The organism is Blautia sp. MCC270 (genome assembly GCF_018785605.1).
GTDB lineage: Bacteria > Bacillota > Clostridia > Lachnospirales > Lachnospiraceae > Blautia_A > Blautia_A fusiformis.
In genome coordinates, this window is sequence record NZ_WQQD01000048.1 from 1 (window position 1) to 17,515 (window position 17,515).

General features: G+C 42.7%; 21 protein-coding genes and 2 pseudogenes. 8 read left to right on the forward strand and 15 right to left on the reverse strand.

The genetic code is table 11. The features are described from left to right. The first annotated feature begins 445 nt into the window (after positions 1–445). On the forward strand, positions 446–685 hold the full coding sequence (locus GPK58_RS11160; protein ID WP_195567690.1) for a DUF6061 family protein: 240 nt from the start codon (positions 446–448) through the stop codon (positions 683–685). A 381-nt stretch (positions 686–1,066) separates the two neighbouring features. Here GPK58_RS11160 and GPK58_RS11165 read toward each other — a convergent pair whose 3' ends face one another. Genes GPK58_RS11165 through GPK58_RS11180 form a run of 4 tightly spaced genes read right to left on the reverse strand, consistent with a single transcriptional unit; the run spans position 1,067 to position 3,635 of the window. Then, positions 1,067–1,363: a hypothetical protein gene (locus GPK58_RS11165; protein ID WP_195273884.1), complete on the reverse strand. Its 297-nt coding sequence runs from the start codon at positions 1,361–1,363 to the stop codon at positions 1,067–1,069. Between the two features lie 4 nt (positions 1,364–1,367). Then, a complete protein-coding gene (locus GPK58_RS11170) occupies positions 1,368–2,132 on the reverse strand; it encodes an ABC transporter permease (RefSeq protein ID WP_021653131.1) in 765 nt (254 codons plus the stop codon). 16 nt (positions 2,133–2,148) lie between these two features. Continuing rightward, positions 2,149–2,874: an ABC transporter permease gene (locus tag GPK58_RS11175; protein WP_215638656.1), complete on the reverse strand. Its 726-nt coding sequence runs from the start codon at positions 2,872–2,874 to the stop codon at positions 2,149–2,151. After that, complete coding sequence (locus GPK58_RS11180) at positions 2,871–3,635, reverse strand: ABC transporter ATP-binding protein (protein WP_119243647.1); 765 nt, start codon at positions 3,633–3,635, stop codon at positions 2,871–2,873. Before GPK58_RS11180 ends, GPK58_RS11175 begins: the two co-directional genes overlap by 4 nt. 156 nt (positions 3,636–3,791) lie before the next feature. Here GPK58_RS11180 and GPK58_RS11185 point away from each other — a divergent pair, with 156 nt between their 5' ends. Together GPK58_RS11185 and GPK58_RS11190 are read left to right on the forward strand one after the other, a co-directional pair. Further along, on the forward strand, positions 3,792–4,493 hold the full coding sequence (locus tag GPK58_RS11185; protein ID WP_215638657.1) for a response regulator transcription factor: 702 nt from the start codon (positions 3,792–3,794) through the stop codon (positions 4,491–4,493). Between the two features lie 4 nt (positions 4,494–4,497). Next, a complete protein-coding gene (locus GPK58_RS11190) occupies positions 4,498–5,862 on the forward strand; it encodes a sensor histidine kinase (protein ID WP_215638658.1) in 1,365 nt (454 codons plus the stop codon). 144 nt (positions 5,863–6,006) lie between these two features. Here the strand turns inward: GPK58_RS11190 and GPK58_RS11195 are convergent. The 9 genes and pseudogenes from GPK58_RS11195 to GPK58_RS11235 form a co-directional block, all read right to left on the reverse strand. Then, positions 6,007–6,327 (reverse strand): annotated as a pseudogene (locus GPK58_RS11195) (sigma-70 family RNA polymerase sigma factor). Between the two features lie 380 nt (positions 6,328–6,707). After that, on the reverse strand, positions 6,708–7,169 hold the full coding sequence (locus GPK58_RS11200; protein ID WP_215638662.1) for a hypothetical protein: 462 nt from the start codon (positions 7,167–7,169) through the stop codon (positions 6,708–6,710). 7 nt (positions 7,170–7,176) lie between these two features. Beyond that, positions 7,177–7,956 carry an ABC transporter permease gene (locus GPK58_RS11205; RefSeq protein ID WP_215638659.1) on the reverse strand — a complete coding sequence of 260 codons (780 nt, stop codon included), beginning with the start codon at positions 7,954–7,956 and terminating at the stop codon, positions 7,177–7,179. A 2-nt stretch (positions 7,957–7,958) separates the two neighbouring features. Next, entirely contained in the window at positions 7,959–8,744 is a 786-nt protein-coding gene (locus tag GPK58_RS11210; RefSeq protein ID WP_024738632.1) for an ABC transporter permease, read from the reverse strand. After that, a complete protein-coding gene (locus GPK58_RS11215; RefSeq protein WP_007860248.1) occupies positions 8,737–9,663 on the reverse strand; it encodes an ABC transporter ATP-binding protein in 927 nt (308 codons plus the stop codon). The genes GPK58_RS11210 and GPK58_RS11215 overlap by 8 nt, the downstream gene beginning before the upstream one ends. 134 nt (positions 9,664–9,797) lie before the next feature. Continuing rightward, a complete protein-coding gene (locus GPK58_RS11220) occupies positions 9,798–10,715 on the reverse strand; it encodes a sensor histidine kinase (protein ID WP_118511427.1) in 918 nt (305 codons plus the stop codon). 5 nt (positions 10,716–10,720) lie between these two features. Then, positions 10,721–11,413: a response regulator transcription factor gene (locus GPK58_RS11225; RefSeq protein ID WP_118511425.1), complete on the reverse strand. Its 693-nt coding sequence runs from the start codon at positions 11,411–11,413 to the stop codon at positions 10,721–10,723. Continuing rightward, positions 11,406–12,341, reverse strand: coding sequence for a nucleotidyl transferase AbiEii/AbiGii toxin family protein (locus GPK58_RS11230; RefSeq protein ID WP_215638660.1), 936 nt, complete (start codon positions 12,339–12,341; stop codon positions 11,406–11,408). The genes GPK58_RS11225 and GPK58_RS11230 overlap by 8 nt, the downstream gene beginning before the upstream one ends. After that, complete coding sequence (locus tag GPK58_RS11235) at positions 12,342–12,935, reverse strand: type IV toxin-antitoxin system AbiEi family antitoxin domain-containing protein (RefSeq protein ID WP_118511421.1); 594 nt, start codon at positions 12,933–12,935, stop codon at positions 12,342–12,344. 158 nt (positions 12,936–13,093) lie between these two features. Between GPK58_RS11235 and GPK58_RS11240 the strand changes: the two genes are divergently transcribed. Next, positions 13,094–13,828 carry an integrase core domain-containing protein gene (locus GPK58_RS11240; RefSeq protein WP_118511419.1) on the forward strand — a complete coding sequence of 245 codons (735 nt, stop codon included), beginning with the start codon at positions 13,094–13,096 and terminating at the stop codon, positions 13,826–13,828. 182 nt (positions 13,829–14,010) lie between these two features. Here GPK58_RS11240 and GPK58_RS11245 read toward each other — a convergent pair. Further along, a pseudogene (locus GPK58_RS11245) lies at positions 14,011–14,241 on the reverse strand (transposase domain-containing protein); the annotation flags it as partial. A 74-nt stretch (positions 14,242–14,315) separates the two neighbouring features. On the opposite strand from GPK58_RS11245, the gene GPK58_RS13385 reads away from it, so the two are divergent. After that, entirely contained in the window at positions 14,316–14,534 is a 219-nt protein-coding gene (locus tag GPK58_RS13385) for a transposase domain-containing protein (RefSeq protein ID WP_118511417.1), read from the forward strand. A gap of 77 nt (positions 14,535–14,611) precedes the next feature. Here the strand turns inward: GPK58_RS13385 and GPK58_RS13455 are convergent, their stop codons facing one another. Next, positions 14,612–14,842: a helix-turn-helix domain-containing protein gene (locus GPK58_RS13455; protein ID WP_215638661.1), complete on the reverse strand. Its 231-nt coding sequence runs from the start codon at positions 14,840–14,842 to the stop codon at positions 14,612–14,614. A 90-nt stretch (positions 14,843–14,932) separates the two neighbouring features. On the opposite strand from GPK58_RS13455, the gene tnpA reads away from it, so the two are divergent. The 3 genes from tnpA (at position 14,933) to tnpC (ending at position 17,445) form a co-directional block, all read left to right on the forward strand. Then, positions 14,933–15,319, forward strand: a complete 387-nt coding sequence (tnpA, locus tag GPK58_RS11260) for an IS66 family insertion sequence element accessory protein TnpA (protein WP_173734722.1) — start codon at positions 14,933–14,935, stop codon at positions 15,317–15,319. Further along, a complete protein-coding gene (gene tnpB / locus GPK58_RS11265) occupies positions 15,309–15,668 on the forward strand; it encodes an IS66 family insertion sequence element accessory protein TnpB (RefSeq protein WP_015524382.1) in 360 nt (119 codons plus the stop codon). Before tnpA ends, tnpB begins: the two co-directional genes overlap by 11 nt. 292 nt (positions 15,669–15,960) lie before the next feature. Beyond that, the gene (tnpC, locus tag GPK58_RS11270; RefSeq protein WP_252195804.1) at positions 15,961–17,445 is read left to right on the forward strand and encodes an IS66 family transposase; all 1,485 of its coding nucleotides are present in this window, start codon (positions 15,961–15,963) and stop codon (positions 17,443–17,445) included. Positions 17,446–17,515: the final 70 nt, after the last annotated feature.

Below are 17,515 nucleotides of genomic sequence, written 5' to 3' on the forward strand. Positions count from 1 at the left end.
CAAAGACAATCCACACTATCCAATCAGAACCTGTTGCTAAATCTGCTAATTTCATCTATAAGCTCCTTAAATTCAAGTTTTTCTAAACTCTTCAATTCCATCTTCTTTCCCTTCAAATAGGAAGTATCCCTCGCCCAATGTGCTCGGTCAATTCCGATTGAGATTTCACCTGTTTTAAGAAATTTAATAACTGTTATATCTTGTTGTTAAATTCTCCGCAAACCCTTGAAAACACTGAATTTATCACAGGCGAGCTTTCCCTTATTGTTTCCCTTGGGTTATATCGTCCCACCAGTGTTTACGAACTCTGATAAGGGAAAATACAAGGGCAAAAAAATTATATAAAATAGTATAACACAAAATAAAACTGACATGGTGAACTGATTGGAATGCTTCTTAATTTTTACAATTAATGATCGATTGAATCATAAGGAGATGGGATACGATGAGAACAATATTTGCAGAATACAATCCACAGTGCAACAGTATTGATGTTTATACCAGTGCCGGCTATATGCTTCGCATTGATTGTTGGGAAGCTGAGAAGGACTTAAAAACCACGCCTGGATCAGACTGTGTATTAAATGAACTTGCTATTAATGAACCACTGGAATATACAAGATTATATCTTGATGAAAATTTGCAAATGTGGGTATATGCAGAAGATTCACTAGATCTTTTTTGATTTTCAAACAAATATAACAATTTAAATCACTATTGGCTACAATATTCCTTGAAAATTCATCATAGGTTTGTGTAGACGTAAAGAAACGGTGGCTCTGATTTCTCAAAGCCGCCGTTTCAAATGGGCGTATCACATTGTCTGCTGTACGACGGCTTTTTTTCTTTTGCCGTCGTTTGGCAGATGGTGTCTGTAGTTAGTTACTTGACTAAGGCTTTAATTTTTCGAATTAAATCAAAATCCGTTTTACAGCAATAGTTACCATAATACAGCTTTGCTTTTTGCTCTAACCTTATCGAGATGGAGCAGGCAGTACAAGCCAGCAAAGAAACCGCGATCAGGCAGCATCCAATAAATTTCCCAACTCTACGCATAATCGTTTCCTCACTGAACGAAAGTAAGGAACATGGCAAGCGCAACAATTCCCACCATCAGCAGCAGCCAAGAAACGCTGATTGCAGTTGATACAATATTGATAATGCTGCGGCTTTCCCTGCTCCGCACACATACCACCGAAAGAATCAGACCCAGCAGGACAAAAACGATATTGGCCCCGGTCCAAGCGGTTCGGACTCCATCCGACAGCGAAAGGTGCAGAAGCGATGGGGCAAGAGCCGCCAGTGGTAGGATGCTCACAATGAGCGCAGCGATACTAACTGATTGAAATTTTTTCTTTTCCATAGTTTTACCTCATTTCTTTTTTCCCAAATTGGGTGACAGCCAGCGCGAAAAACAGGCCAAACACTACAATCGCGCATGGCAGGAACGGAAACACCGAAAAAGCGGCGTCGGAAGTTTCTGCTGTAAAGTCATGGAGAGAGCAGGAAACGAGATAACCGCTGTAACAGTACGGGTAGGCGATCCACAGCGGCGTATTCGCAACCAATACACCGGGAATCACAAGCAGCAGATTTAATCCCACAGAAAGAAGCGGTTTTTCAAACAGCACAGTGATGGCCCACATAGCCGCAATGCACGGCAGCATAGTCAGAAACAGCCCCAAGCACCATTTCAGAAGATATAGGATCGGCAGGGTTTCTGTTACTCCCATTGTCTGTGTCGCAATCAGCCCAGCGATTACAAATACGACAAGAAACACCACCATCTCCATAAACAGATAAAAGGTAAGCACACAGAATTTGGCAATGGATAATGCGCAGCGGCTGACCGGTAGCGCCAGCATTTTCAGAATCCCGTTATTTCCTGTTTCTCGTCCTGCGATCATCACGCAAACCACGATCATGCTGAATGGAAGCAGATAGTAGGCGTAAACAAGCGTACTTTGAATAAACATGGCAGGCCACGCATTGGTGTATTCCGGTGTAAAGTAGTTGCTCAAATTCGCAACCCCGGAAATCACCACCAATAAAGGTGCAATGAAAATCAGGGGTACGATTTTGGAGCGTTTTACTTTCATAAACTCGATTTTGAGTAAATCCCAAAAGCTCATTTCTTATTATCCCTCCTTACTCGTAGCGTCTGTACTTCGCCAGCCACAAGCCCACAGCAAGGAACAACAGTGTTTCCACCAAAGCGACAAGGGCAACCGTCGAATCAGGCTGGGCGCTCATGGCTACTGCTGGTTTCAGAATAATCACAAAAGGATGCACCAGCAAAAGCGTCAGCCCCGAATTTGCAAGGGCCATACCACTCAGAAAACCGGCAACACCAATTCCAAGCGGCACCCACATATTTTCAAAGCGCGAGGAAATCAACAGCATAAACGACAGTACCGGCATGGATGTGAGAAAAGAGTATCCGGCAAAGCGTACCAGCGTACCCATCTCAAATGCTCCGTCCGGCAAGTCCGTCATTCCAATCTGTGCAAGTGCCAGGTTTTGCAGCACGATTGCAACCAAAAACATGACCGTCAGAATCAGAAATTTGCACAGATACATGGCTGGGACGCTGACGGGAAGCATATACATCTTCTTTACGGCACTTCCCTTAAATTCCATGTTGTAGATCATGCAGGTAGCAACCACGATACCGAACAGATTCAGCACCATAATCATGCCGTAGAGCTGGGTCAACAAGACATCCATCGGGGCCAGCGGCAAATTCAGAAGTGTGTCTTTCCGCACAATGAAATTGACAAATGCGTAGGCGGCTCCCAAGACACCAACGGCCAGCAGCACGGGAATCACGCCGGTTCGCTTTTCTTTCCGAAGTTCGATTGCCAGCGTTTTCATAATTTTGCCCTCTGCTTTCTGTCCATGTTATCTTTCTCAACCATAGAAAGAAACACATCTTCCAGATTGTCCGCAGCGAAGCCGGATTGCAGGGCGTATTGACGCAGATCATTCATGCTTCCCTCAAACAGCAGCCTCCCGTGGTTGAGAATCCCAATGTCATCTGCAATCAATTCGATTTCAGACAGCATATGGGACGAGATCAGCACCGTGCAGTCGTAAAGGCTGGGCAAGGATTTTACCAGATTGCGGATTTCGTGGATACCAGACGGGTCAAGACCGTTTGTGGGTTCGTCCAGAATCAGAATCGGCGGACGCCCCAAGAGCGCCCCGGCAAGGCCCAAGCGTTGCTTCATTCCCAGCGAATACTGTTTTGCCAGCCGGTCGCCAAACTCGGTCAGCCCTACCAGTTCCAGAGCATCTTCCACATCAGCTTTCGGCAGTCCCAAAATGCGGCGGATAATGTCAAGATTTTCCCGCCCGGTGAGATTTGCGTAGAAAGATGGCGCTTCGATGAAAGAGCCGATCTCTTTGAGAATGGCAATCCGATCCTGCGGAAACTGTTTCCCATCAATGGTAAAGCTGCCTTTTGTGGGAGCGGTCAACCCCAACAGCATTTTCATGGTAGTGGATTTGCCTGCCCCGTTCGGGCCAAGAAAACCATAAATGCTGCCCTTGCGAATATGAAGCGAAACATGATTGACCGAAGTGAAGTTCTTATATTTCTTGGTCAAATGTTCCGTTGTAATGATATAGTCCATAGAAACATCTCCTTTCGATGCTTCTATGGTACAACTTCAACCTGACATCTACATTCTCCCGTCCTTACTTTTACCTTACTTTTCAAGGAACAAGAACGCAGAATGGACAGCCCATGATATAATAGAAACAAATAAATTCAGATTGGAGAAACTGCTATGGATAATTCCTTTTTACATACTAAAAAGCTCCTGTTGGTAGATGATAAACAGGAACTATTGAAAATGGTTTCAGATATATTGAAAGATGCAGGATTTGAAACTGTCCTTACCGCAATGACGGTCAAAGAAGCTATTTTGACCGCAAAAGAGGAAACTCCCGATTTAATTGTTTTGGATGTCATGCTGCCGGATGGGGATGGCTTTTCTCTGATGCAGCATTTCCGCACTTTTACCAATGTGCCGATCATTTTCTTAACAGCAAAGGACGAAGCAGCAGACAAATTATCGGGATTGGGGCTTGGTGCAGATGACTACATTTCTAAGCCCTTTATGCCGCAGGAACTGTTACTGCGTATCTATGCGGTACTGCGGCGAACCTACAAAGAGGATTCACCGCTGCTTGTTTTGGATGGATGTACGATTGATTTCAGCCGGGCCGAAGTCCATAAGGGCAGCGAGATTATTTCCCTGACAGCCAAAGAACATACTTTACTTGAAACGCTTGCCCGTAATGCTGGAAGGATTGTTACCGTAGATGCGCTTTGTGAAGCCCTCTGGGGGGATAATCCTTTTGGCTACGAAAACAGCCTCAATGCTCATGTCCGGCGCGTCCGGGAAAAGATTGAAACCAATCCATCAAAACCCGTGTCCCTGATAACCATTAAAGGATTAGGCTATAAGCTGATAGCAAGGAAGTGATGTCATGAAATCATTCGGAAGTTATATATCTAAATATCTTGTGTCGTTCGTTGCCTTTATTCTGATATTGCTTTTTCTTAATGCAGTAGTATTCGGTCTGACTTTTCAAAAGATTGTGACCGAGGATTATGGCGATTCATCCCCACAATCCATGTTGGAAATGACTGCTACCGCCGCTACGCCGGAACAATTATCGGATGAGGCGGTGCAAATGCTCCGACAGAATCATATTTGGGCGATCTACTTGAATACAGATGGTCAATGTTATTGGTCAGTTGATTTGCCGGACAATGTGCCGAAAAATTACACAATTCAAGATGTCGCACTATTTTCAAAAGGGTATATTGAGGATTACCCGGTTTTTATTTGGAACACCGATGATGGATTGTTGGTGCTGGGCTATCCCACAGACAGCTACACAAAACTCACCAGCAATTACTATTCCATTGCAGCACTTCAACGACTCCCCATCTTTGTGCTGGGGATGCTTGGCTTGGATGTGCTGTGCCTCTTTTCAGCCTATTACTTTTCCAAACGCAGAATCATTCACAATACCGAACCGATTGTGTCCGCTGTGGAAACTTTGGCAGACGGAAAGCCAGTTTCACTTCATATCAGCGGAGAACTATCGGAAATTGCAAGCAGTGTAAACAAAGCTTCTTCCATTTTGAATAGGCAAAATGAAGCGCGGGCGAACTGGATCAGCGGCGTTTCCCATGACATCCGCACACCTCTCTCCATGATTATGGGGTATGCGGGCCGTATTGCAGAAAGTAAAGCTGCCAGCAAGAGCATCCGTGAACAGGCGGAAATAGTACGGAAGCAAAGTGTAAAAATCAAAGAGCTGGTGCAGGATTTGAATTTAGTATCGCAGTTGGAATATGAGATGCAGCCGCTTCATAAAGAGATGGTTCGCTTATCCAAACTACTGCGATCCTATGTAGCAGACCTGTTGAATACAGGAATTTCCGATAGCTACAACATCGGAATTAAGATCACTCCTGACGCCGAAAATGCTGTGTTGGAATGTGATGCCAGATTGATTTCGCGGGCTGTAAACAACCTTGTCCAGAACAGCATGAAACACAACCCTCAGGGCTGTGAAGTCTGCCTTTCGCTTACAGCATCGCAAAACCATCTTATCTTGGCGGTTACGGATAACGGAACGGGTCTGTCTGCTGAAAAGCTGCAAGAGCTGGAAGAAAAACCGCATTATATGGAAAGCACAGATGAACGGCTTGATTTAAGACATGGGCTTGGATTGCTGATTGTCCAACAAGTCGCCATAGCTCATAACGGCAATTTCAAACTTACTAATGTTTTCCCGAAAGGGTGTGAAGCTACTTTAATATTCCCGTATATTGGATAAACAGGCAAGTACAAATCTATAAGAAAACGCCAGATGCAGAGGTGATACGCCCCTGGATCTGGCGTTTTCTTAATAAGCGCACTTCAAATCGGTATAACCTTCTTATTAACACTGACAAAAACAGGCTCATCAAATGAAACTTTATCAAAAATATTTTCCGAGCTGCTTTAAGCCACGGCGGATACTGCCTCGGACACAGCTTGCATTTACCGTCATTCCCAGGTAGTATTATCGGGCATAAATCCTCTTTGCCTGTTTCTCTGGCGGCTTCAACAACACCGCATTTTCAATGCCATTCTCGCAATTCAGAGAATACTGTGCTTTATAACGATACATCTTTCGCTCATACGCAGTCTCCGCACGTTCAGCTGCTCGAATAGTCTCCATTACTTCCTCTGTCACATCTACAAAAAAGTCTGTTGTATAAACATCAGGATAAAGTTCCCGAAGGTTAATTTTCTTCATTATGTACCTCCATTTCGATTCACGGGTGATTGACGGGTGAATCGAATGGAGGCGGAGACCGACACCGGCAGACAACCGGGTCATCTCCGAAAAAATGGCAACAAAAAACGCCAGATTTCCGTGAGGGAAAACTGGCGCGCCAAGAACAGCCATTATTATACTGAATTACATGGAACGATAATGCCGATGCAATGTTATACTTGCCCGGAGGAGGAGCAATGCTTTTTTTAACCGATGTAGATCATGTGAGCTTTGAAAAAGCAAACGAGACACGGCAAAATAACCTCCAATCGGCTACCGTGTCCCTGCAAGTCGTCATAGGATTGTGTAAACGCAAAGAAACGGCGGCTTTTTTTCTTTTGCCGTCGTCCGGCAGAATGTTATTCAATATTTAATTCAATGCTTCCAGTGAAATTCTCACATTCAATGCCAAAATAATTTCCACCATCAGGAAGTGTAATTGTGTCACTATAAGTTCCGGTTGCTTTAATCAACGTGACTGCTTCATCAGATCCAGAAATCCAAAATACTTTTGCAGTTCCCTCCGCAACCTCCAAAGTGCAATCAATAGACAAATCCTTACCAGCTTCTCGCTTTATAGAAGTTCCTCCAAACAAATACTCTGAATCTGAAAAATTCTCATAATCAGCCGTATAAGTTCCCGTATAATCATCAATCCCTTTTTCTTTTGTTCCTTCCAAAGATAACTTTCCTGTAAGCTCTATGACTCCAGCCGACTGAACGATATTATTATAATGATTGAGAATTTCATCTTTTGAACAGCCAGAAATCATAAAACTTCCCAAAAGGACAAATGCCAATGCTAAAACTATTTTCTTAATAAAATCATCACCAGCCTTTCTTTGGTGCTACCTTTTTGGCCTTTTTCTTTGTTTGGGTTGCTTCTCGCTCTTTCATGCACAAAATCAAGATGGCAGAAATAACGACAGCAAGCACAAGACTGCAAGAACAGCTTCCGATATTCCAGTTGACTGCGGTATCATAGCTGCGGTAGCCTACCATTCCAAGACTTGCGGTAATCGGATAAAGGTTTGCTAATGTCATATTTCCTGCGGCAAACATCCCTCCATATCCATAGACAAAAGCAATGATTACACCGACTAAAAAGCTACCTGTCCTCCGACAAGTAAGAGCGATAATCGGCAAAACCGCAAGATATAAAAAGAAATTAACCGCAGTAATCTGCAAGGCTGCTTTTAGAGCTAAGGAAATCTCAAAGCCTGGAAATCCCACAATCATTTCCGCTATGATTGTAAACAAGCTGCATATCAGCCCGAAAATAATAGACAATACGCCGCACACAATCAATTTTCCGGTCAGCAGCTTCTTAAAAGAAATCGGCACAGTCAGAATATTTTTCAGTGTGTCATCCGTCTGCTCACGAGAAATCATATATCCAGCAATTAGGCTGATACACATCGGAAAAATCATGGACATATTGTTTTTGATGACCTGTTCTGTAAGATAGGCGAAATCCCAAACGGAACCATCATTCGCCATAGAGGTAAACAAGGTCAGCAGGACGGATAGGAGCATGAGTGCAACGCCCGCCCAAAGGATATGATACCTTTTCAATTTATAAAATTCTGTTTTTACAAGGCGAACCATGTTTATTCCCCCCTCTGCTTATATAATCTGTCAATCAGTAAGAACGAAACGAATGCCATGATTCCAAGAATGAATACAACTTGAAATGTTGAAGGAATTAGCCCTGTCATTTGCTCCAAGTCCATTTTTATTCCATGAGCCGCCATATCTCCCGCACTCCAAAATGTAGTCAGTGGCGTGGGCAGAAGCCATAACATGGTTTTAGGCAGTGTGTCAAACAATGCCGTAGCACTCATGTTCAGAACGCTGTAAAAGACACACAGCAAAATGGAAAAAACATAGGTCTTACTGAAAAAGACAACAAGGACAATCAACGGGAGTGTTCCTGCTGTAATGAAGATCCCCGTTTCAACCGCCAAAAACAGCTTATAACCAATTCCATAAACTTCTAATGTTCCAATTCCGCAAAGAATTGTTGCAATAGTAGAAGCCACGCAAAAAACAATTCCAAAGATAAAAAGGACAATGATCTTTGCAAGTACCATTTGCGTGCTGGTTACTGGAATTGTACGCAAATTTTTGAATGTATCGTTGTCGCGTTCCATAAAAAACAGGATGGCGGCAATCACTCCGATAATGCAGGGCAGTAAAAACTGGATACCATATCCCAACACCATGTTAAATAGTCCATCGAAAGCATCTGCCCGATCCGTATATCGCTCCATCATAGAGGGCGTTGTCATCAGATAAGTCAGCGGGATTGGAAACAGGAACGCAGCCAAAATAATCAGCGGAATAAATTTCTTCCGTTTCAATTTCAAAAATTCGCATTTGATTAGTTTAAGCAATTCCTTCGCCCCCTGTCACACGCTTGAAGTAATCTTCAAGACTTTCTTCACAAGTATGCGCCTCCGATACCTCCAATCCGTTTTCTACAAAGGCAGTTACAATTTTCCCCACAGGCAGATCCAGGTTGTGCAGGCGCAGATTGTGGTCGTCCTGTATGGAGAAATGGTTTTCATGGAAATTGCGTTCCAAAATTCTTGCCGCCTGTGCAGTATCAGAGAGCGTAAAACGGATATGCTTACTACTTTTTTGCTCCAGCTCAGCAAGGCTTTCTTCTTCCAGCAACGCGCCGTGATCGATAATTCCAATATCGTCAGCCAGCAAAGAAATCTCCGAAAGAATGTGACTGGAAATCAAAATAGTCTTTCCTCTTGCGTCGCAAAGCTCCCGAATAAAGGAGCGTACTTCTGCAATACCAATGGGATCGAGGCCGTTGATCGGCTCATCCAAAATCAAAAGCTCCGGATCGTGCATAACGGCAAGGGCAATGGCAAGCCGCTGCTTCATACCAAGAGAATACTGTGAAAAGAGCTTTTTATCTTTGTAGGGCAGTCCTACCAGATCCAGAGCATCTTTGATAGCATGATTGTTTGGTACGCCCCGCAGAGTAGCAAAGATACGCAGGTTCTCTGTGCCGGTCAGATTGGGATAAAAACCTGGGGACTCAATCAGGCTTCCGATACGGGGCAACAGCTTCTTTTCATTCCCTTGCAAAGACTTTCCCCAGATTTTGACCTCCCCGGAAGTCGGCTTCGTTAAGCCCAACAGCATTTTCATGGTAGTGGTTTTTCCGGCTCCGTTTCTGCCCAGCAGACCGTAAATTCTCCCACGCTTCACATGGATATTTAAGTCAGCCACACTCTTTTGTGAGCCGTATTGCTTCGTCAGATTTTTTGTTTCAATGATATAATTTGTATCCATATTCAAAACCTCCTGTTCTGTAAGATATTCTATCATGCCAACCTTGCATTAACCTTGCCGCAACCTTGCATTAACCTTGCAATTTGAAATCCAGTAAAATGACAAAGGCTCCCGCCATAAAGACGGGAACCCGCTTAACTCTCCAAAGGAAAAAGCAACATAAATTCAGTTCCTTTTCCCAGCAAACTTTCAACTGTTATACTCCCACCCATCTTTTCTACAAGCTGATGGACAATAGAAAGACCAAGACCGTTTCCTTTTTCAGACCGTCCTTTGTCACACTTATAGAGCCGTTCAAAAATGTGTTTCAAATCTTCCTTCTCAATTCCCACTCCATTATCCGCCAGCAGCAGCTCCATGTTATTTTCCTTCTTTGACAGGGCAATTTTGATTTTGTCTGCATGGCTGTGAGCGATTACATTTTGAATGAGATTGTTGACGATCCTCATATAGCTGTCCGTATCCAATCTTACCCAGACAGGCTGTTCGAGAATATCAATGTCATAATCGACCTGCTTATCTTCAAAAATCGGTATCCAGTCGATTAGGATATTTCTTGTCAGCTCTGCGGCTTCAACGCTCTGGATCTCCAAAGCAAACTCGTTAGAATTTAACTTGAACCAGTCAAAGAGTACATCAATATATTCTTTCAGATCATGGGCTTTCCGGCGGGCGGTTTCAATATAATCATCCCGGTCTTTTCCTGTGACCAGTCCTTTGTGTGCAGCGTCAAGATACCCAATCAAAGTAGTAAGGGGCGTTCGCACATCATGGGAAAGGCTCGTCATAAGCTGGCGGTTGGTTTCTTCTGTCTGCCGTACAGTTGAAAGTCTGCTTTCATAAGCCACAACGATCTCGTTGATTTCATAGGCAAGAGGTGCTGTCAGTTCATTTGTTGCAGATAGAATACGCCGGTTGCCATTTCCGTTTTTCACATCAACCAGCACATCTGTCATTTCTGCTATTTGTTTTTTTACACGCCGAATGAGAACGATGGAAGTCAATACAGCCACAACAGCAATCACAATGGACAAGAATACAATGATTTCCATACTGATTACACCTCCTTATTAAATCGGTAGCCAATCCCTTTGACCGTTTGTATATACTTTGGGCTTGAAGGATTGACTTCTAATTTTTTACGAAGCCGACTGATAATCGCCATAATGTTACTGTCGTCATAGAAATATTCTTCGCCCCAAACTTCCTCATAAATCTGTTGTTTTGTCAAAATTTTTCCTTGATGCTTTGCACAGTACAGGAGCAGATCAAATTCCTTTGGTGGAAGTTCAAAAGCGCCATTTTCCGTCGTAACAGAACGATTTTCAAGGTCAATTTGCAATCCATCAAAATTCAGTTTTTGCACAGCTCCGGCTTGATGATTAAAACGGGTATAGCGGCGAATGAGGGACGCAATACGGGCAATCAGTTCGTCCATATCAAACGGTTTTGTCAGATAATCGTCCGCCCCGGCCCGTAAGCCCCGCACTTTAGAAATACTGTCATTTTTGGATGTAAACATCAAAATCGGCAGACTGTTCTCCTTGCGAATTTCTTCCAACGTTTCAAAGCCATCCATTCCGGGCATCATCACATCCAGCACTACAAGCTGGTATTCCTGCTCTTTTAATTTCTGTAAACCCTCTTTTCCGGTATTACAAAAATCAGCTTCTATGTTTTCTGCTTGTACGCTACGTTTAATCAATTCACACAGTGCTTTGTCATCATCTATAATCAAAATCCTATTCATGATGCAACTCCTTCCCTTGTTTTGTTGTTCCGTCATTCGGCTTTTCTGCGTTCTTTGGGAACTGCAATAAATTATATGTATTTTTTGATATGATTTCATATAATGTGCGAATTGATTTCATAATGCTATGCCATGAAATGTCAGTAGCGTAAGTATAATTTTTTTGATAAGCTTTCCATAAATTTTCCATAACAGAATTTGATTGAATTTCATTAAATACCTCGTCTATATCTTCAACTTCTATCTGTTCTAAAGTTTCTCGTTTCTTAGCTGTAGCAACAAGTGCATCCCATAATACATCTTTTGAAAGTTGCTCTCCATATAGTTTTTGTAAAATATAGATATCATAAAAATCTCTCATTCGCGTGTTTGTAACGTTTCGACTAATAACAGTTTCCAGTTTTTCAGACAATACCGTTTCCAGATTATATGCCCATACCTCGATTGTGCGATTTTCAAGCATAAGATTAAAGTTGTACTTGATTTCTCTTGGTGTAATGATATCTCCTGTAGAAATATCAATCTTTAATGGTGTGATTACACCATCAAATTTCGTTTCCATGCTTACACGAACACCAGGATAATTTGCTTCTTCCATGATTTCCGATATCCGTTTGATTCGAAATGAAACACCATCGTCCAGTGGAATTGATATAATTTGGGATATAATCATTTTTACATCCTCCACACTAACATTAGTGCCTTTTATGGTAGCATCCGGATCCATAGTAGCTCTGGCATCCAGACCAACCATTGCCGCCGCTAGCATTCCACCTTTTAATATAAACTGGTTTTTATACTCTGATAAAGAAATTCGTTCTAAAAAACGTTCCATCATATAATTCCGCATCAAAATCTGTGCATCTGCGGATTTTTTCTTTGACATATTACGAATTAAATCCTTTAATTGTCTTGCCGTTGTTATCATCTAAAGTAACACTTCCAAATATGGTCTAAGTATGTTTTCAACATGAAACATAGCTGCGTATTTCATAAGCATCCGCAAGTTTTTATCCTTACATTTTGCATATTGCTTTAATGCATCTTGGAATACCTGCATTTCAATATTTTTCCTGCTGCGAAGCAGATCGCAAATCGTTCTCTCCATATCATAAACCGGAACAGCATGTCCAAATGATGTCTGCATAGTTGTAGTTCCTACCTCGTGTAATTCTTTTTTTATTGTATATACCTGAAAGCCATCTTCCTGCAAACGGCTCGGATTGTACCCGGTTCTCACAGTTATAGTATATTTCAAAGGCTCTCTGTCTGTTAAATCGTGGAAAAACAATGCAGTTTCATGAGAAAACACGGCCTGGTTACAACGTAAATGTAAGATGTACATAGCATCTGTCCACGTATCCGGTGATACATACACACCATGAGCAGCTTGTTCTAATCCTCGTTCCTTCACATATGCATAAAACACAGACTTACTAATTCCATTATTTAGAACTTCAAATGTCTGAATTGTCCCTCCACATTCACGCAATAACAAATCTAATTTTTCAAATTGAGTCATATAGATTCTCCTTTCATGCTAATATGATAATATATATTAGCATGAAAGTGAATATAAGTAATAGCAGTTAAAAAATTAAATTTTAATAATATCCCCGTTCTTCCTGCCAGTCTTTCACTGACAACTATCCTAACACACAGGGATTACGGGAAGAAAAAATGCTGAATCACCGTGGTCGTAGTGAAGCACCTAAGCATAACCGTCCATCTACATACAGTGCAACAGCTCCAAACCAGGTATACATGTGGGGTATCACATATCTGAATGGTCCACATAAGGGTATGTTTTACTATCTGTACCTTTTCTCAGATCTTTACGATCGGAGTATCGTTGACTGGGAAGTCTACGAAGAAGAAAGTGCCGACTATGCCAGTAGTTTGATCAAAAGGATCTGTTTAAAACAAGGTCGACTTACTACAGAGCCATTAGTCTTACACTCTGATAATGGCTCCCCCATGAAAGGCGCAACGATGTTAGCGACCCTTTATCAGCTTGGTATAACTCCTTCAAACAGCAGACCGCGTGTAAGCAATGATAACCCCTATGCCGAAAGTCTTTTCAAAACGTTGAAATACCGTCCTAATTATCAGCCCAAAGGATTTGAAACATTGGAAGAGGCTCGGGAATGGGTCAGCCTGTTTGTAAAGTGGTACAACCACGATCATCATCACAGTGGTCTAAACTTTCTTACTCCATATCAGCGTCGCAGCGGATTGTCCGACAAGATACTGTCTAAACGTAAAGAAGTTTACGAAGCTGCTAAAGCAGAGCATCCAGAACGCTGGAATGGACGTGCAACCCGTGACTGGAGTCTTCCGGATACTGTATATCTGAACCCAGATAAGGTACACGAACAATCCGAAGGAACTGATGAGCAGATGGCTGTTTCGTAAAAATCTATTCATTCAAAATGAGGGTAATCAGACCGGATTCTGTGCCTGACGTGATTGCCAATAAATGTGGATAATTTATTGATACTCACGTCAGGTACAGAACAATATCTGATAACCTGGAAGAACAAAAAATATATATTTTTACTGACAACTACCTTGACAATCAGCGTACAGGGAATCTCAGCTTTGACATTTTCGTTCCATGGTGCCAGAAGTTCTAAGTCATCATCGCTCATCCTATCATCAGGCAGTTTTTCTAGCAGATAAGTAAGATAGTGATAGACGTTTACTCCATTGGCTTTTGCCATTTCTACCATTGTATACACGATAGCACTGGCCTGGGCTCCGTTTGGTGTATCGCAGAACAGCCAGTTTTTCCGGCCTACTGTAAACGGGCGGATCGCATTTTCACTGGCTTATACTGATATTAGGATAATATGCAGAATAGGCAATCCGGCCTTTTACCATTGGCCGTAAAAACTTCGTAATGATTGAATCTTCCACTGGTGCAAAGGCAAGTGCGATCCTGTACAGCCTGGTCGAAACAGCAAAGGCAAACATGCTAAATACCTTTGAATATTTCAACCTGCTGCTTACGGAGATCCCTCAGCATATGGATGACAAAGATATCAGGTTTATTGATAATTTTCTTCCATGGTCACCCAGAATCCAGAAAGAATGTCCAAGCCGATACAAAAAAACTTGATTTTTCAATGTGCATATCTATTTTCATAAAGTCAGCTCAATCCCCACTAGAATGCGGGGATTTTTGATACCCGGTACTCATGTTTGAAGATTTACACTGCATTGTAAAAATAGCTGGGAGATATATTCTACAACAGAAACTTTGAAATCACCACTATAAGTTCCATGTGTGGTACAAAGCCCCGTTTCACCATGCTCACGATAAAGAGCTAGCCATTTTTGTATACATGCATTTGAAGAAATATGGTATTCATCAGCTAATTGTTTAATGCTAATATCACCTCTTAAATAACGCTGTACAATTTCCAAGTATACGGTAAATAGTTAGTACCGTGCTTTTCACCTAAAACCATGAGATAATCCCTTTGTAAAACTAAAAGTTTTTTAAAGGAGGATCTTATGGATAAGATCACACGTCAGGTCCGCATTGAACATTGGACCCAGATCATGAATGAATGTTTGAACAGCGGTATGAATAAAACTGAATGGTGCCGGGCTAATGGGATCTCAGACAAACAATTCTTTTACTGGCAAAGGATTCTCAGAAAAGAAGCTTTTGCTGCTTCGACATCAAAGGACCTTTCGGTTATCACAGACCCGGCAGATGAAACCAGCCCACAAAAGATTTCGTTCGCAGAGATCAGCATTCCAATAAAACAGGAGTCTGTCAGAGATGGATTCCATCCGGATATCATCCTCCGAAAAGGACCGGTCTCTGTAGAGATATCCAATTCCGTTTCAGCAGAACTCCTGTCACGTATCGGAGATATCTTTCATGCTGAATGATGCTTCCGGGTTCCGCAGGATCTATCTCGCTACCGGCTACACAGATCTGAGACGTGGTATGGAGGGGCTTGCATCCATTATCAAGTTCAATTTTCAGCTGGATCCGTATCAAAAAGATATTCTGTTCCTGTTCTGCGGAAGACGTACTGACCGCATCAAAGGGCTGGTCTGGGAAGGCGATGGCTTCCTGCTTCTATACAAAAGACTGGAGTTGGGTGCATTCAACTGGCCCCGCACAAAAGAAGAAGCATTGGAGATCACCCCAGAGCAGTACCAATATCTCATGCAGGGACTGGAAATTGTTGCACGCCATCCGATCCAGGAAGTCAGACCGGATAAGATCTTATAAGATCCTGTGCAAAACAGAGAAAATAAAAAAACATCTTCCAATCATCATAAGTCCCGAAAAAGAGTTATCCACTTTTCATAATTCCGCTGCCTTCATTTATTCAGGAGTACTTTCAGGCCCCTTTACAGGGCTTGTGGATAAGTACTCTGAAAAGCCCGAAAAACTAATAGTTTTTTGAGTTTTTCAGAGTATTCATCTATTAGTAAAAATGACGAATACCCTGTCTGCCTGATTCGCTTTTTCTTTATCTTTGCGTTACAATAGGAACATCAGATAAAGGAGAACGGCATCCATGGCAAAAGTATATACAGAAGAAGAACTGAATAATTTCAGCAGGGAAACACTTATGGCAGTCATCCTGTCCATGCAGGATCAGATTCATCAGCTGAATACAAACATGGAGCGCCTGATCGAGCAGATCGCTGACGCAAACACTAAGCGTTACGGCCGTTCTTCCGAAAAACTGGAAACGATCTCCGGACAGCTGGAACTGGAGCTTATATTTAATGAGGCTGAAGCACTTACGGAAACACTATATGTGGTTGAGCCTGTTGAGGAAGATGTGATACAGCCGCGTCGTAAAAATAAAGGAAAACGGGAGGCAGATCTAAAAGATCTTCCGATTGAAGTGATCGTCCATACCCTGTCAGAAGAAAAACTCCAGGATGTCTTTGGCACAGATGGATGGAAACAGCTTCCAGACGAGATATATAAAAGGGTACGTGTGCAGCCGGCAGTCTATACTGTTGAAGAACATCATGTGGCAGTCTACGCTGGTAAGGACAACCAGACAATCATAAAAGCGGACCGTCCGAAGAATCTGCTCCGTAACAGCCTGCTCACTCCGTCACTTGCGGCAAGCATCATGAATGCCAAGTACGTAAACGGGCTTCCTCTTTACAGGATCAGCCAGGAATTCCTGCGGAATGACATCCATATCTCCAGACAGGTCATGGCAAACTGGATGATCCAGTGTGCGGACAGGTATCTGGGAATCCTTTATGACCGGCTCCATAAGGAGATGTATCAGTTTCATGTACTTCAGGCTGATGAGACTCCGGTCATGGTCACTAAGGATGGACGGCCGGTAAACAGTAAAAGTTACATGTGGATCTATCGGACCGGAAAGAGTTATACGGATACTCCGATCATCCTGTATGAATACCAGCGGACCCGAAAAGCGGACCATCCGGAAGAATTCCTGAAGGATTTTAAAGGGATCGTAGTATGCGACGGTTACTCTGCATACAGGAAGCTGGACAGGGAAAATCCAGACATCGTCTTTGCCGGCTGCTGGTCACATGCAAGGCGCAGGTTTGCGGAGGCATTGAAAGCCCTGCCGAAAGCAGCACAGAAAAATGCGAAAGAGACTGTAGCTTACGAAGCAGTCAGCCGGATCGCAGCAATCTATCATCTGGACAACCAGATGGAGGGACAGTCTGCAAAAGTCAGAAAGATGTACCGTCAGGCCAATATCAGACCTCTTGTAGAGGCCTTCTTTGCATGGGCAAAAGAGATCCAGACTAAAAATCAGCTTTCCAGAGGAAAGACTCTGGATGGGATCAACTACTGTATCAATCAGGAAGTTTCTCTGAAAGCCTTTCTGGAAGACGGTGATATTCCTATGGATAATAATGCGACAGAAAGTGCTCTGCGTAGCTTTTGTCTCCATAAGCATACATGGAAGCTGATCGACAGTCTGGATGGCGCAAATGCCAGTGCCATTATCTACAGCATCACAGAAACGGCAAAAGCTAACAATCTGAAGAGACTATGAGAAAAAGTCTGTAAATAAGATTCTTCTATGATATGTAAGGGTGGTAAGCCTGAAAATCAGGCTTCTCACC